This window comes from Flavobacterium sp. GT3P67 (genome assembly GCF_004349155.1).
GTDB lineage: Bacteria > Bacteroidota > Bacteroidia > Flavobacteriales > Flavobacteriaceae > Flavobacterium > Flavobacterium ranwuense.
Map to the genome: position 1 here is coordinate 82,213 of NZ_SMLF01000005.1, position 14,009 is coordinate 96,221.

15 protein-coding genes are annotated in these 14,009 nt (G+C 33.4%); 5 read left to right on the top strand and 10 right to left on the bottom strand.

What is annotated here, in order from left to right; genetic code table 11:
- Positions 1 to 16 precede the first annotated feature (16 nt).
- Complete coding sequence (locus tag E0H99_RS09765; RefSeq protein WP_131994535.1) at positions 17 to 793, bottom strand: TIGR02757 family protein; 777 nt, start codon at positions 791 to 793, stop codon at positions 17 to 19.
- 80 nt (positions 794 to 873) lie between these two features.
- Positions 874 to 1,539, bottom strand: a complete 666-nt coding sequence (locus E0H99_RS09770; protein WP_131994538.1) for an ABC transporter ATP-binding protein — start codon at positions 1,537 to 1,539, stop codon at positions 874 to 876.
- 245 nt (positions 1,540 to 1,784) lie between these two features.
- Between E0H99_RS09770 and msrA the strand changes: the two genes are divergently transcribed.
- Positions 1,785 to 2,333: a peptide-methionine (S)-S-oxide reductase MsrA gene (gene msrA, locus E0H99_RS09775; protein ID WP_131995004.1), complete on the top strand. Its 549-nt coding sequence runs from the start codon at positions 1,785 to 1,787 to the stop codon at positions 2,331 to 2,333.
- 44 nt (positions 2,334 to 2,377) lie between these two features.
- Positions 2,378 to 2,677 carry a hypothetical protein gene (locus E0H99_RS09780; protein WP_131994541.1) on the top strand — a complete coding sequence of 100 codons (300 nt, stop codon included), beginning with the start codon at positions 2,378 to 2,380 and terminating at the stop codon, positions 2,675 to 2,677.
- Between the two features lie 14 nt (positions 2,678 to 2,691).
- Here the strand turns inward: E0H99_RS09780 and E0H99_RS09785 are convergent, their stop codons facing one another.
- The 5 genes from E0H99_RS09785 to E0H99_RS09805 form a co-directional block, all read right to left on the bottom strand.
- Positions 2,692 to 2,994 carry a DUF6787 family protein gene (locus E0H99_RS09785; RefSeq protein WP_131994544.1) on the bottom strand — a complete coding sequence of 101 codons (303 nt, stop codon included), beginning with the start codon at positions 2,992 to 2,994 and terminating at the stop codon, positions 2,692 to 2,694.
- A gap of 32 nt (positions 2,995 to 3,026) precedes the next feature.
- Positions 3,027 to 3,461, bottom strand: a complete 435-nt coding sequence (locus E0H99_RS09790) for a DUF6146 family protein (RefSeq protein ID WP_131994547.1) — start codon at positions 3,459 to 3,461, stop codon at positions 3,027 to 3,029.
- Positions 3,462 to 3,580: 119 nt separating this feature from the next.
- Positions 3,581 to 4,531 carry a D-2-hydroxyacid dehydrogenase gene (locus E0H99_RS09795; protein ID WP_131994550.1) on the bottom strand — a complete coding sequence of 317 codons (951 nt, stop codon included), beginning with the start codon at positions 4,529 to 4,531 and terminating at the stop codon, positions 3,581 to 3,583.
- A 139-nt stretch (positions 4,532 to 4,670) separates the two neighbouring features.
- Complete coding sequence (gene serC, locus E0H99_RS09800) at positions 4,671 to 5,741, bottom strand: 3-phosphoserine/phosphohydroxythreonine transaminase (RefSeq protein ID WP_131994553.1); 1,071 nt, start codon at positions 5,739 to 5,741, stop codon at positions 4,671 to 4,673.
- Between the two features lie 93 nt (positions 5,742 to 5,834).
- Positions 5,835 to 6,893 carry an acyl-CoA reductase gene (locus E0H99_RS09805; RefSeq protein ID WP_131994556.1) on the bottom strand — a complete coding sequence of 353 codons (1,059 nt, stop codon included), beginning with the start codon at positions 6,891 to 6,893 and terminating at the stop codon, positions 5,835 to 5,837.
- Between the two features lie 133 nt (positions 6,894 to 7,026).
- On the opposite strand from E0H99_RS09805, the gene E0H99_RS09810 reads away from it, so the two are divergent.
- Positions 7,027 to 7,377 carry a 4Fe-4S dicluster domain-containing protein gene (locus tag E0H99_RS09810; RefSeq protein ID WP_126454541.1) on the top strand — a complete coding sequence of 117 codons (351 nt, stop codon included), beginning with the start codon at positions 7,027 to 7,029 and terminating at the stop codon, positions 7,375 to 7,377.
- A 71-nt stretch (positions 7,378 to 7,448) separates the two neighbouring features.
- On the opposite strand, the gene E0H99_RS09815 is transcribed toward E0H99_RS09810, so the two are convergent.
- From E0H99_RS09815 to E0H99_RS09825, 3 genes are all read right to left on the bottom strand, one after another.
- Positions 7,449 to 7,985: a hypothetical protein gene (locus E0H99_RS09815; RefSeq protein ID WP_131994559.1), complete on the bottom strand. Its 537-nt coding sequence runs from the start codon at positions 7,983 to 7,985 to the stop codon at positions 7,449 to 7,451.
- Positions 7,986 to 8,100: 115 nt separating this feature from the next.
- Positions 8,101 to 8,841 carry a class I SAM-dependent DNA methyltransferase gene (locus tag E0H99_RS09820; RefSeq protein WP_131994562.1) on the bottom strand — a complete coding sequence of 247 codons (741 nt, stop codon included), beginning with the start codon at positions 8,839 to 8,841 and terminating at the stop codon, positions 8,101 to 8,103.
- Positions 8,842 to 8,937: 96 nt separating this feature from the next.
- Positions 8,938 to 11,631 carry a TonB-dependent receptor gene (locus E0H99_RS09825; protein WP_131994565.1) on the bottom strand — a complete coding sequence of 898 codons (2,694 nt, stop codon included), beginning with the start codon at positions 11,629 to 11,631 and terminating at the stop codon, positions 8,938 to 8,940.
- A 306-nt stretch (positions 11,632 to 11,937) separates the two neighbouring features.
- Between E0H99_RS09825 and ychF the strand changes: the two genes are divergently transcribed.
- Both ychF and E0H99_RS09835 read left to right on the top strand, forming a co-directional pair.
- Positions 11,938 to 13,032, top strand: coding sequence for a redox-regulated ATPase YchF (ychF, locus tag E0H99_RS09830; RefSeq protein ID WP_131994568.1), 1,095 nt, complete (start codon positions 11,938 to 11,940; stop codon positions 13,030 to 13,032).
- A 325-nt stretch (positions 13,033 to 13,357) separates the two neighbouring features.
- Complete coding sequence (locus E0H99_RS09835) at positions 13,358 to 13,879, top strand: NADPH-dependent FMN reductase (RefSeq protein ID WP_131994571.1); 522 nt, start codon at positions 13,358 to 13,360, stop codon at positions 13,877 to 13,879.
- The last annotated feature ends 130 nt before the right edge of the window (positions 13,880 to 14,009 follow it).

The following is a 14,009-nucleotide window of genomic DNA, read 5'->3' on the forward strand; positions in this document are numbered from 1 at the left end:
TAAATGGGTGTTAAGTTTAAAACTTTTCAAAAACACCCAATCCAAATAATGCAAAGTCATATTTAACGGGATCAATTGGGTCGAATTCACGTAGTCTTAAATCTAATTCGGCTAATGCTTTTGCATCATTTTGTTTTCGGGTCAGCAATCCTAATTTTCGCGCTACATTACCGGAATGCACATCCAAAGGACAGGATAAAGAAGCTGGAGAAATACTTTTCCATATTCCTAAATCGACACCTTTAGTGTCCTGGCGCACCATCCAGCGTAAAAACATGTTAATCCTTTTTGCTGCAGAATTGTTCAGAGGGTCTGAAATGTGTTTTTGTGTTCTATATTGATGCGGGATTTCAAAAAAAATTTTCTTGAATTCATGAATGCTTTTTTGCATTGAATCGGTCCCGACGCTTCGGGATTGATTGGTACTAAAAACAGCTTCCAATCCGTTGTGGTTTTTATAAATGTGTTGCAAATTTCTGATAAAGCTGGCAAAATCCTGTCCGTTAAAAGTTCGATGAACAAAAATTTCTAGTCGCTCCAAATCATTTTCGGTATGTGACATAACAAAATCATAAGGGGCATTCCCCATTAAAGCCATCATTTTATGGGAGTTTTTGATTATCATTTTACGATTTCCCCAAGCGATTGTAGCACTTAGAAAACCAGCAATTTCGATATCTTCTTTCTGTGAAAATAAATGTGGAATTTGGACAGGATCACTTTCTATGAAGTCGAGCGTGTTGTACTGTACCACTTTTTCGTCGAGGAAGGATTTTAGTTCTAGGTTTGTCATTTTATTGGAACACGGATAACACAGATTAAACTGATTTCCACGGATTTTTTTATTTCTGAATACTGCAAACTGAACACTGATTACTGACCACTAATTTGTCCATCTATCATTACTAACTTTCTATCGGCCATATTCGCTAAATCCTCATTATGGGTAACAATAACGAAGGTTTGTCCCAACTCATCACGCAGTTTAAAGAATAATTGATGCAGGTTTTCAGCCGAAGCAGTATCGAGATTTCCCGAAGGTTCATCTGCAAAAATGATTGCCGGTTTGTTGATTAAAGCTCTTGCGACAGCTACACGTTGTTGTTCTCCACCGGAAAGTTCATTGGGTTTATGATTCATTCGATGGGAAAGCCCAAGATAAGTCAGCAGTTTTTTTGCTTCGATCTCTGTTTCCTGTTTTGATTTATTGGCAATGAAAGCAGGAATGCAAACATTTTCTAATGCGGTAAATTCGGGTAATAATTGATGAAATTGAAAAATAAAACCTAAATTTAGATTTCTGAATTTAGATAAAATTTTGTCATTCATAGTCAGAATGTCTTCATTGTTGATGCGTAATTCAATTCCATTTTCAACGGTTGGCTTGTCTAAAGTTCCAAGGATTTGCAAAAGTGTCGTTTTTCCGGCTCCCGAAGCACCCACGATAGAGACAATTTCTCCTTTTTGAATATGTAAATCAACTCCTTTCAACACATGTAGTTGATCGTAATATTTATGTAGATTTTTGGCTTGTATCATTTTGAAACTGTTTTGGCAAAGAAACAAAGATTTTAATGATTATTAAATGCATCGCAATATATTTTACTTTGACAAAATATAAACTTTAGTTAATATCGGATAATCAGTTCGTTTTAATGAATAAATTTGATTCTAAATCGGGAATGATGAAAAAAATAATTGGAATTTTTCTGGTACTATTGCCTTTTTCATTTTGTGCGAAAGAAAAGAATAGTAGAGTGCCAAAAAGTAAAGAAACAAAAAATATGGAAATGCAAAACGGATTAGAAGTTGCAACCTTTGCTGGAGGTTGTTTTTGGTGTACTGAGGCAGTTTTTTTAGAATTGGCGGGAGTAAAAAAAGTTATTTCGGGATATATTGGCGGCAATACTATAAACCCAACATACAAGGATATTTGCAATGGAGACACCGGTCATGCGGAAGCCACTGAAATTACTTTTGATCCTAAGGAAATAAGTTTTGGAGAACTGTTGGAAATATTTTTTGCCACACATGATCCCACTACGTTAAATCGTCAGGGGAATGATGTTGGGACACAATATCGTAGTGAAATTTTTTACCATAATCCTATTCAAAAGCAACTCTCCGAAGATTATATTGATTTGATGACCAGCGAGAATACATTTGGGAAACCAATTGTAACCAAGATTTCGGCAGCTTCTAAATTTTATGAAGCCGAAGACTATCATCAAAATTATTACAATCAAAACAAGACTCAAGGATATTGCAGTTATGTAATTACTCCAAAAATTGAGAAACTGAAAAAAGAGTATCAAGACAAGCTCAAAAAATAATTGGCATTAGATTTGTACAATTTTCTAAAAATAATTGAAATAGTATGACAGAAAAAGCGCAGATTATTACAGAAAATAATAAAACTAGAAATCTTATATTAGGGATTCTGTTTGATGCAATAGGATTAGTATCGTTTACGGTTCCGTTGGTTGGAGAGTTCTCCGATGTGATTTGGGCACCTTTGGCTGGGTTTCTAATGACTTGGATGTATAAAGGAACCATAGGGCGAGTAGGAGGAGTAGTTACTTTTTTGGAAGAAATTTTACCCTTTTCGGATTTTATACCAACATTCACATTGACTTGGATTTATAATTATTGGATTAAAAACAAAAACGCCTCGTAATTGAGGCGTTTTTGTTATTCTTTAAAAAGAAATCCCAATGCCATGCGTTTTAACATCTTTTTTTCGAATGCCCAAAAGAATTTGAACTGTCCAAAAAGAAATCCAATTAGGACTAAAAGCACTTGATATATTGGAAAAATTAAAAGTAATCGAACAGGGGTAAACCAATAACCTAAATCTGATTTTGTAATTCCTAACCAAAGACAAAATGGTTTTGATAGCCAAGCCGAAGCCGAACCGGTAATCGCAAAAACGATAAATATGATGGTGAGTTGGAAATTAGTGTCTATTCCCCAACGCTGTTTTAGTTTATTCATTTCTATTTATAATGATTACAAATATAGTAACATTATCTGATGGGGACAAAACCAAAAAGTTTTTGTTTATCGGTGTTTTGAAAATAAATCATGTAATTGTATATCAAATAATTTACTTCGTAGCCATAATCAATATTTGGATCATAATTGATTGTCATTTCATATAGATTTGAATCGTATCGCATTGGTTGTAAAACGCGACTATTCCATTCACTGACATACAATTGATTTTTATTCTCTAAATAGCTTTGAGAATGATATCCTCTTTGATAAGCTCTTGAGTTCAACCACGTACTAAAACCTGCATCAATAATAATTACTTCATATTCTAACGCGTCATTGGCAATTCGAATCGTATCGCCCTGAGCAGCAACGGACTTTTCATTGCTTGGGAAATTTGACTTTGAAGTAGTACATCCCAAAAAAGCGCAAAAAAGAATGAATATAATGTAATAATTATTTTTCATGATAAATAAATGAATTATAAAGTTACAAAAACAAAGGATTAATCTGTAGTATTTTAACAAAAAAAAAGAGACTGTCCTTTTTTCTCGGACAGTCTCTTTTAAAGAGTTAAAAAGGCAGACTAGCTTAACAAACTAATGATTTGTTGTGCTAATTCAGTTCCAATTCTATCTTGTGCTTCTCCAGTTGCAGCTCCAATATGTGGAGTCATTGATATTTTTGGATTCATTAGAATTGTCATTTCAGGAGTTGGTTCGTTTTCAAAAACGTCTAGTCCGGCAAACAATACTTTTCCACTGTCCAAAGCTTTTACTAATGCTACTTCATCAATAACACCACCACGAGCACAGTTTACGATACCGACACCGTCCTTCATAATAGCCAATTCTTTCTCTCCAATGATGTAACCGTCTTGAGCAGGAACGTGTAAGGTAATGAAATCAGCTTCTTTGAATAAAGATTCCAATGATTGAGAAACGATTGTTGTTGTAATCGATTGGCCATCAAAAAATTCTACTTTAACGTCAACTTGTGGGATAAACATATCTGCAGCAATCACTTTCATACCTAGACCTAATGCCATTTTAGCAGTAGCTTGACCAATACGCCCAATTCCTACTACTCCAAGTGTTTTTCCTCTTAGTTCAACTCCATTTGCATACGCTTTTTTCAAACCTTCAAAGTTTGTATCTCCTTCAAGGGGCATGTTTTTATTAGAGTCATGCAAGAAACGAACCCCAGAAAATAAATGTGCAAAAACTAATTCTGCCACTGATTCTGATGAAGAGGCCGGTGTATTTATTACGTGAATTCCTTTGCTTTTCGCATATTCCACATCAATATTATCCATTCCTACACCGCCACGGCCTATGATTTTTAATCCTGGGCAAGCATCAATGATATCCTGACGAACTTTAGTCGCACTTCGTACCAAAACTACACATACATTATTTTCGTTTACAAAGTTAGCCACTTGTTCTTGCGCTACTTTTGTAGTTATAACTTCAAATCCACCTTTTTCTAAAGCTAGAATTCCACTTTTTGAAATTCCGTCATTGGCTAATATTTTCATTTGTGTTTTATATTTAAAGATTGAAAAATTAAATAATTTAAAGATTCAATCAGGATTTTTTAAATTTTAAAGTATAATTTTAATTGAAAGATGTACTAATTGGTTTTCATAATTATTAATTTTTTCAATTTTTAAATCATTAAATCTTTTTTTCAAGTTCTTTCATTACATCAACCAATACTTGAACACTTTCTAATGGAAGTGCATTGTACATAGAAGCTCTGTAACCACCTACGGAGCGATGTCCAGGTAATCCAGATATTCCTGCTGCTTTCCACATTGCATCAAACGTTGCGGCATGCGCTTCGTCATTTAATAAGAAAGTAGCATTCATGTTTGAACGGTCTTCAACAGCTGCAGCTCCTTTAAATAAAGGGTTTCTGTCTATTTCTCCATAAAGTAATACTGCTTTAGCATTGTTTATTTTTTCAATAGCAGCAATTCCACCAAGGTTTTTCAACCATTGTAATGTCAATAATGAAGCATAAACGGGGAAAACAGGAGGAGTATTATACATACTTTCTGCTTTGATATGTTTAGTATAATCCAACATACTTGGGATAATTCGGTTGTTTTTAGCAAGAATTTCTTCTTTTACAACAACCAAAGTAGTTCCAGCTGGACCCATATTTTTTTGTGCTCCTGCATAAATCAAATCAAATTTAGAAAAATCCAATTCTCTTGAAAAGATATCAGAACTCATGTCACATACAAGCGGCATGTCAACTGATGGAAATTCCTTCATTTGTGTACCAAAAATAGTATTGTTACTGGTGCAATGGAAATAATCAGCATCTGAAGGTACAGTATATCCTTTTGGGATATGGTTGTAATTTTGTTCTTTAGAAGAAGCTACAACAACGGTATCTCCAAAAAGTTTTGCTTCTTTTATAGCGCCTGAAGCCCATGTTCCGGTATCAAGATAAGCCGCTTTTCCACCTTCTTTCATTAAGTTATAAGGAACCATCAAGAATTCTAAACTTGCTCCGCCAGCAAGAAATAATGCTTGATATCCTTTGCCTTCAAGGCCTAAAAGTTCAATAACAATTGCTCTAGCCTCATCCATAACGGCAACGAAGTCTTTACTTCTATGCGAAATTTCTAAAAGGGATAACCCAGAATCGTTAAAATTTAGTATAGCTTGTGCTGATTTTTCAAAAACTTCTTGTGGTAAAATACAAGGTCCTGCGCTGTAGTTGTGTTTTTTCATGGTGTAGTTTAAGTCCAAAAAATTAAAGTGCAAATTTCGGGAATAGGAATTTAAAAGGCGTTAATTAATTCGAAATAATTGAACATATTTCAACTATGTTGTTAACAAAAACGAAATAGTATCGATGTTATCTGCGTAATTCCACAATTTAGGTTTTTGGGTTTGTCCAAAACCAATACTGCTCTCTATAAGATTGTCACTTACAATGCACTGAATTTGCTCATTTTCGGATTGTAACCTTGTTTTCAAATCATTGATGTCATCATAAAACTCATAAAATACACTAGAAATAGGCGAGGCATGGCTTTTATCTTCTTTTATTGTTAAAAAACCATTGTCTAATAATTTGAAATTACTCATCAGGAAAACGGCTTTGTTGTAATCGTAATTATTCGCATATTTTTCATAATGAATAACGTCTTGGTACTCAAATATGGCTTCAAAAAAAGCGTCAAATGAGTATCCTTTTGGAACAAAAATTTTAGAAACATTGCGACAACCCAATCCAAAATATCGGAATATATCTTCCCCTAAAGAAGCTAGTTGCTCTTTGGTTTCTTTTCCATTCAAAACTGCAATTGAGTTTCTGCTTTTTCGAATGATAGAAGGTTTGTCTTTGAAATAATATTCAAAATAACGGGCAGTATTATTACTTCCCGTTGCTATTACAGCATCAAAATTTTCTAATTTCCCTGCTACGAAAGTGATGTTATTGGCTAATTCAGAATCAATTGCAATGATGTATTTAGCCAAAAAAGGCAACAAATGTTGATCATTTGAGGATGTTTTTACCAATACATTATTTCCTGTAATTAAAACCGAAAGAAAATCATGAAAACCCACTAGCGGAATATTTCCGGCAAGAATTAAGGCGATGTTTTTAGGTTCGTTTATTGGGAAATCATAAGCAGAAAGCCATAGATTTAAGTTTTCTGCCGTTAAAGCTTCTGCCCAAGATTGAATAGCAAAATACACTTGTTCCGGTGTATACCATCCATTATGGGATTGAGATAATTTTATTAATTCGATAAAATCATCAAAAAACAGATCGTTGTGCAAAACACTTGGATTCATAGAAGTATTATCTTCGGAAAACTGACTTAAGAATTTCCCTAATTCAACAAAAACACTTTTTTTTGTTTCTAATGTCATAATGTTTGCTTATGAATAGTTTTGATTGTAATTTTGCACAAAAATAAGGATAAAGTAATTAGGCATTGTTAAAAAAACATAAGTTTTAAAACAAACTTTAAACCTAAAACGTTATACTTTTAAACAAAGAACAATGGCAATTATTATAACAGACGAATGTATCAATTGTGGTGCTTGTGAACCAGAGTGCCCAAATACAGCAATATACGAAGGAGCAGATGATTGGAGATATAAAGACGGAACAAAATTGAAAGGAAAAGTAATTTTACCTGATGGTTCTGAAGTAGATTCTGATGAAGCTCAAACTCCAATTTCTGACGAAGTGTATTACATTGTGCCAGGAAAATGTACCGAGTGTAAAGGTTTTCACGATGAGCCGCAATGTGCTGCAGTATGTCCTGTGGATTGTTGTATTCCGGATGACAATCATGTAGAAAGCGAAGAAACGTTACTAAACAGACAAGCGTTTTTACATAACGAATAAAGATTAAATTCTAATTTTAAAAAAAAATCCTGAGATAACTCAGGATTTTTTTTGTTGTATTCCGAAATAGATTATTTTTTGATAATTACAAAAGTTTCTACGGTTATTTTGTCTGTTTTGTCATCATAGGATTCTAAAACTAAATTCCCATTGGCATCAAAGTAACCATAAGAAGTTTTGTTTTTTGAACTATAGATATAATTGTTGTTTGATGTTTTTCTCAAAACAGCTGCTTTTTCTTGATTAGGTTGGTATATAGTATATCCACTTTCAGCTAGTTTAACCTGATATTTTTCTCCGTTTAAATCATAATAAGCTGACCTGTCAATGTCAACAATATTTGTAACTCCATTTGCTGTAATTGTAGTAATTGCAGTAACTTCAACCGGTGTTTCTTTTCTTTCTTTGTTTAAAGCATTAGATTCGGCGTCTTTTAATTCAATTTTTTGAATTTCTTTTACTTCTTGAGTTTTTATTGATTTTTTCTGACCATCAGAATTTTTTACTGTAGTAACTGTCGTTTTAACTTCAGATTTAACATTTTTATTTTGAGCTTGAATATTTATTGAAAATAGAAAAGCAACCATTCCAAGAATTATAGTTTTCATAATATTTAATTTAGTATTAATATAAATCAAATTTACAACCGTCTGGCTGATCAGTTGTTACGTAATTATAATAAAAGATTGTATAATTTACAGAAAGTGTTACAAGGAGTATGTTTTACTTTTTTCTTGCGACAATTACATAGGTGTCATAAGCATAGGTTTTTCTATCAATTGTTCTTATGATTTCAAAGTCATTTAAATATAGAAATAATTGTATTTCATTTAAGGTAAAAACGCGAACTGTAGAAAAATCGTCTGCAATTATTTCCTTTTCATCATTTTTCAAAGTGTAATATTGCGCGGTCCACTCCAGCATAAAATTTTCTGATGATGTTGTTTTCCATTTGCTGTTTCTATAATATTTTACTCCATCATATTCAGCTTTATGAATTATGATTTCATTTTCTTTAGTGAAAGGAATAAATCGATTGGCATCAATAAAATCAAAAATGAGAGTTCCGTCTTTGTTTAGGTTTTTATAAATAGAGTCAAAAGTATTGTTCACATCTTCATTTGTTATTAAATAACTGGTGGAACGTCCTGTAATGAGGATACAATCAACCGGTTTTTCAAGTTCAAATTCTCTCATGTCGCCATGTATGAAAGTAACGTTTTTATTCCTCTCTTTGGCAATTGCAATCATGCTTTGACTATAATCCAGGCCAATATAATCTTGATTCTTTTCCTGAAATCGTTTGGCAAGATTTCCTGTTCCGCTTCCAATTTCGAGTATGGTTTTACAATTGTTTTCTTGGATTAAACTATTATAAAAATGATACTCTTCGTCATAATCAATAAAGGTTTGGTACATAGCATCAAAAATTGCCGCCATTTTTCCGTCATAAAGATTTGCCATGATATTTGTGTATTAAGAACTAAATTTAGGGAGAATAAACGAAATAAAAAAAGGGCTGTCGAAAGACAGCCCTTTAGAAATTATTCGATAACCGAATTAGAATTTATAGTTTAAAGATAAATTAAACATAGTTCCTAATTGGCTAAAGTGATATCCATCATACGTCATTTGAGAATAACGTTGGTTGAAAGTAATCAGATTAGATTGTGTTTTTACTTGTGCAGGGTCATTTAAAAGTGCTACACCATTAGCATTTTCTGCTACAAATTTCCATTCAGGTAGTACATTTAATAGATTGTTTACATTCAATGCCAAAGTTAGCTTTTCAGTAGCAGAAAAAGTAATTCCTAAATCTGTAACAACTTTTGGAATAAACTCAGTTTTTAAATTAGCTTTTAAATAATTTACAGATCCAACTGGAGCAGTCGGGTCATTTGTGGCTAAGCCATCTTGATTAAAGGTTGTCTTACCGAAGTAAGTGTTGTTAAGAGAGAAACCAAATTTTCCAATTTCATAATTCGCTCCTAAAATCCATTTTGTCTCAGGTCTTGAGGTAAACATTAATGATTCAAGTATTGGTCCAAAATTATTGCTTTTTACAGGAGAGATTCTTTCATTTTGAAAAGTAATGTTTCCAGATAAATTGAATCCTAATTTTCCTGTTCCTAATTCGATGTTGTTGTAATTAGCAACCACATCTAAACCAGAAGTTCTAGAGTCAAATGAATTTTCAAACCAAGCTACTGTACCAAATTGAGTATTTACTTTGTCTCCTAAAACGATTCTGTCTTCCACTTTAATGTTATAGTAATCGATAGTGAAATTAAAGTTTTTCATTGGTTTTGCTCCAATTCCTATAGTGATGTTTGTAGACTTCTCAGCATCTAAACGATCAATGCCTAACTGGCGTGCTTGTGGAGAAACGTTATTTATAATTCCGCTCACTTGAATTCCTTGTCCTGGAACGAATGAATATTGTGATTTTTGAGTATAAATTTGGTGTAACGTAGGGGCTCTAAATCCAGTAGAAACAGATCCTCTTAATGTGATTTTGTCATCTAAAAATTTATATCTAGAACTCAATTTCCAAACTGTTGCATCACCAAAATCGCTATAGTCTTCATAACGAACGGTACCATTTATTAAGAAATCTTCCGTTACATCATAAGCAAGGTCAAAATAAGCACCTAAATTATAACGGTTCCATTTTCCTGAATTTTCAGGTCTGTTACCAGCGAATGAATCGGCTCCAATACCATCCCAAGAAGCTTTGTCTCCTTCTGTTACTTCAAAAGTTTCTGTTCTGATTTCAGATCCAAAACCAATGCTGATTTTATCTGATAATACTTTAGAGATATCTAAATTCCCTACAACATGATTAAAAGAAGTTCCTCCTGGTTTAAAATTGATCGGACTGTTTTCTAAGTACACATTATTTCCATCAGCATCTTGAATGTCAGATCTGTTAAAAGAGTTGTCAACTGAATAAGTTTGTGTATTTCCGCCTACAGTAATACTGGCATCAGTATTCCAGTCGTTTTTTGTTGATTTATATCCCAATGTAGCATTGTAATCATTTAAATCTCCTGTAAATGTTGGTACATAACCTTGATAAGAAGCTGGTGTTCCGTTCCCAAAAAAGTCTTTTAGGAATGGGTAATCAGCTAAAGTTCTCCAGTATGGAGTTCTGTAATTAGCAAATGAGTTTACTTTTTTGTAAACATAAGCAGCATTGTAATATAATAATGTTTCATCAGATAAACTAAATCCACCATTTACCAAGAACTTAGCCGCTGCAGTTTCTGGAGACCCATTGATATTTCCAGCATCTGGTTTTTTAGCAAGAAAAGCTTGAACATCAGAAAGAGAAGCTCCAAAATCTCCAGCTTCACCAGCAGCATCTACTGTTCCGGGTCTGTTAGATAAATTTACTTTTGAAAAATCAACTGTATAGTTTACAAATCCTTTTTCTCCTACAGTAGCGCCATTATTCATGCTTACTCCTAACATTTCACCATCACCTTCAGAAGTCATTCCACTTCTTACCGTTACAGATCCACCGTTTGTATTCTTTTTTAAGATAATATTCATAACTCCGGCAATAGCATCAGAACCGTATTGAGCAGATGCTCCATCACGAAGTATTTCTACTCTTTCGATAGCATCAGTAGGAATTGCTGATATATCAGCACCTGTTTCTCCACGTCCCGGAGACGTTTGCACGTATAATAAAGAACTTAAATTTTTACGTTTCCCGTTAATAAGGATTAAAGTTCTACTAGGTCCCATGTTTCTGATTTCATAAGGATCCAATAATGAAGTAGCATCATTCACAGGCGTTTGCACCGTGTTGAAAGATGGAATTTTATACTGTAACGCTTTGTCAAAAGAAGCTTGTCCAGTTGATGTTAAGTCTTTTGAAGACAATACATCTATTGGAAGTGCTGATGTCGTGTTACTCCTTGGCGCCGTTCTGGTTCCAGTAACCACAACTTCGTCTAGATTTTGCCCGCCTTCTTCTGATAAAACAACATTTATTACAGCATCTGTTGCGGCTTTTTCTAATTTAGAAAAACCTACGTAGCTGAAAACTAGTGTAGCTCCTTCTTTAACTTTTATCTTGTATGCGCCATCCATATCGGTAGAAACCCCATTCTGAGTCCCTTTTTCAACAATGTTTACACCTGGCAAAGGGTTGCCAGTATTGTCTTTAACGACACCCGACACTTCTTTTTGCGCGAAAAGAAACGAGACGTTTAATAGGAATAATAAGAATGCAAATTTTTTCATAATTAGTTGAGTTTGGTTATTTTTTGTTATTTAATCGGTGGCAATATATAATTTTTTAACGTATCATTAACAAATCAATAAAAATTATATTAAAAAATTATCAACTGTGGAATAATGTGCTTTTTTTGGTTTTTCAGCATCTAATAAATCTTATATTTGCAAACTTTTAAAGTAAGTACTAAAACTTTTGGCTGGAAAGGCTGTCAGTAAACAAGAATATCATGACATCGCCATGATTCAAGTGAAAAAGGAATGTGAAGAATGGCGATTGCATATTCCATAAAAAAAAACAAATATTATCTACATATGAAAGCAGGAATTGTAGGATTACCGAATGTTGGAAAATCAACATTATTCAATTGTTTGTCAAATGCAAAAGCACAAAGTGCCAACTTTCCTTTTTGTACAATCGAGCCTAATATTGGTGTTGTAAATGTTCCGGATTCCAGAATAGAAAAACTGGAAGAATTAGTAAAGCCAGAGCGTGTGCAAATGGCAACTGTTGATATCGTTGATATTGCAGGATTGGTAAAAGGAGCCAGTAAAGGAGAAGGTTTGGGAAATCAGTTTCTAGGAAACATTAGAGAGTGTAATGCAATTATTCACGTATTACGTTGTTTTGATAACGATAATATTGTTCACGTTGATGGGAATGTAAACCCAATTCGTGACAAAGAAACAATTGATATCGAGTTGCAGTTGAAAGATTTAGAGAATGTTGAAAAACGTTTAGAAAAAGTAAAACGTGCTGCCAAAACTGGAAATAAAGAAGCAATCGTTGAAGAAGCGTTGTTGAACAGAATTAGAGAAACGCTGCTTCAAGCGAAATCAGCGAGAACTATAACGCCACAAAACAATGATGAAGAAGTTTTGATGGAAGGTTTTCAATTGATTACGGCAAAACCAGTATTGTATGTTTGTAATGTTGATGAAAATTCGGCAGTTAACGGAAATAAATATGTAGATCAGGTTCGGGAGTTGGTAAAAGATGAAGATGCGGAAGTTATCGTACTTTCTGTAGGTGCGGAAGCTGATATTACGGAATTAGAAAGTTACGAAGAACGCCAGGTTTTCTTAGAAGATATGGGGTTAAGTGAGCCAGGTGCGTCTGTGTTGATTCGTGCAGCTTACAAATTACTAAAACAACAAACTTATTTTACGGCAGGAGTTAAAGAAGTTCGTGCTTGGACTATTGATGTTGGTTCAACTGCGCCACAAGCTGCTGGAGTTATTCACACTGATTTCGAAAAAGGATTTATCCGTGCCGAAGTTATTGCTTATGAGGATTTCGTTCATTACGGTTCAGAAGCTAAATGTAAAGAAGCTGGAAAATTCAAGGTAGAAGGAAAAGAATATATTGTAAAAGATGGTGATGTGATGCATTTTAGATTCAACGTCTAAAAAAGTCATAAAGTCGAAAGTCATAAAGTCGAAAGTTAGTAATAGCTTTCGACTTTTTTTTGTACCTAATTCCAGCTTTCCACTTCAAGATTTTCCCATCAATCTCTTTTTCTAAGACAAAAAAGGAGCTTCCTTTGGTCGCTCTTTTTTATCAAGAAAAAATAAGATTGATCTGAAAAATGCTTTCTGTTTCTATCTGGGGTAAAATAGATTTAGAAGAAAATGAAATTTCGTTTTTGCTTATTTGTTTTCTTAATCTGTGAATCTGCGGACAATTATTTTGTTGTTATTTTATTTTTAGTACTTTTAGTAAAAATAAATCATCATGAAAATTATCGCTTTTGGCGCAAGCCCCAGCAAAAACTCCATCAATAAAAAATTAGCGACGTACGCAGCAAATCTTTTTGAAAATGCCGAAGTGGAGGTTTTGGACTTAAACGACTTTCAAATGCCAATTTTTAGTGTTGATATAGAAAAAGAAATCGGTGAGCATGAATTGGCAAAAGCATTTCTGGCTAAAATTGCCGGAGCCGATATTTTAGTGGTTTCACTTGCTGAAAACAATGGCAATTACTCCGTAGCTTTCAAGAATGTTTTTGATTGGTGTACCAGAATAAATACTAAGGTTTTTCAAGAAAAACCAATGTTACTGATGGCAACTTCACCTGGAGCCAAAGGCGGAGCAAGCGTTTTGGGTATTGCAAAAAATGCTTTTCCTTTTTATGGAGGAAATATAAAAGCAACGTTCTCATTGCCTAGTTTTGATGCTAATTTTGATGCTATAAATGATAAGATTTCCAATGCGGAATTAGATAATCAGTTAAAAGAGATTATCAAGAATTTTTAAATTTGAACATCAAAAATCAATATCAATTTGAAATCTGCAATCTAAAATTGTTAATCCTAAATTCTCAATCGGTTGTCAATATCATTCTTGATAACTTTGATAGCTTCCTGTTTTAAATTTTATCGAATTA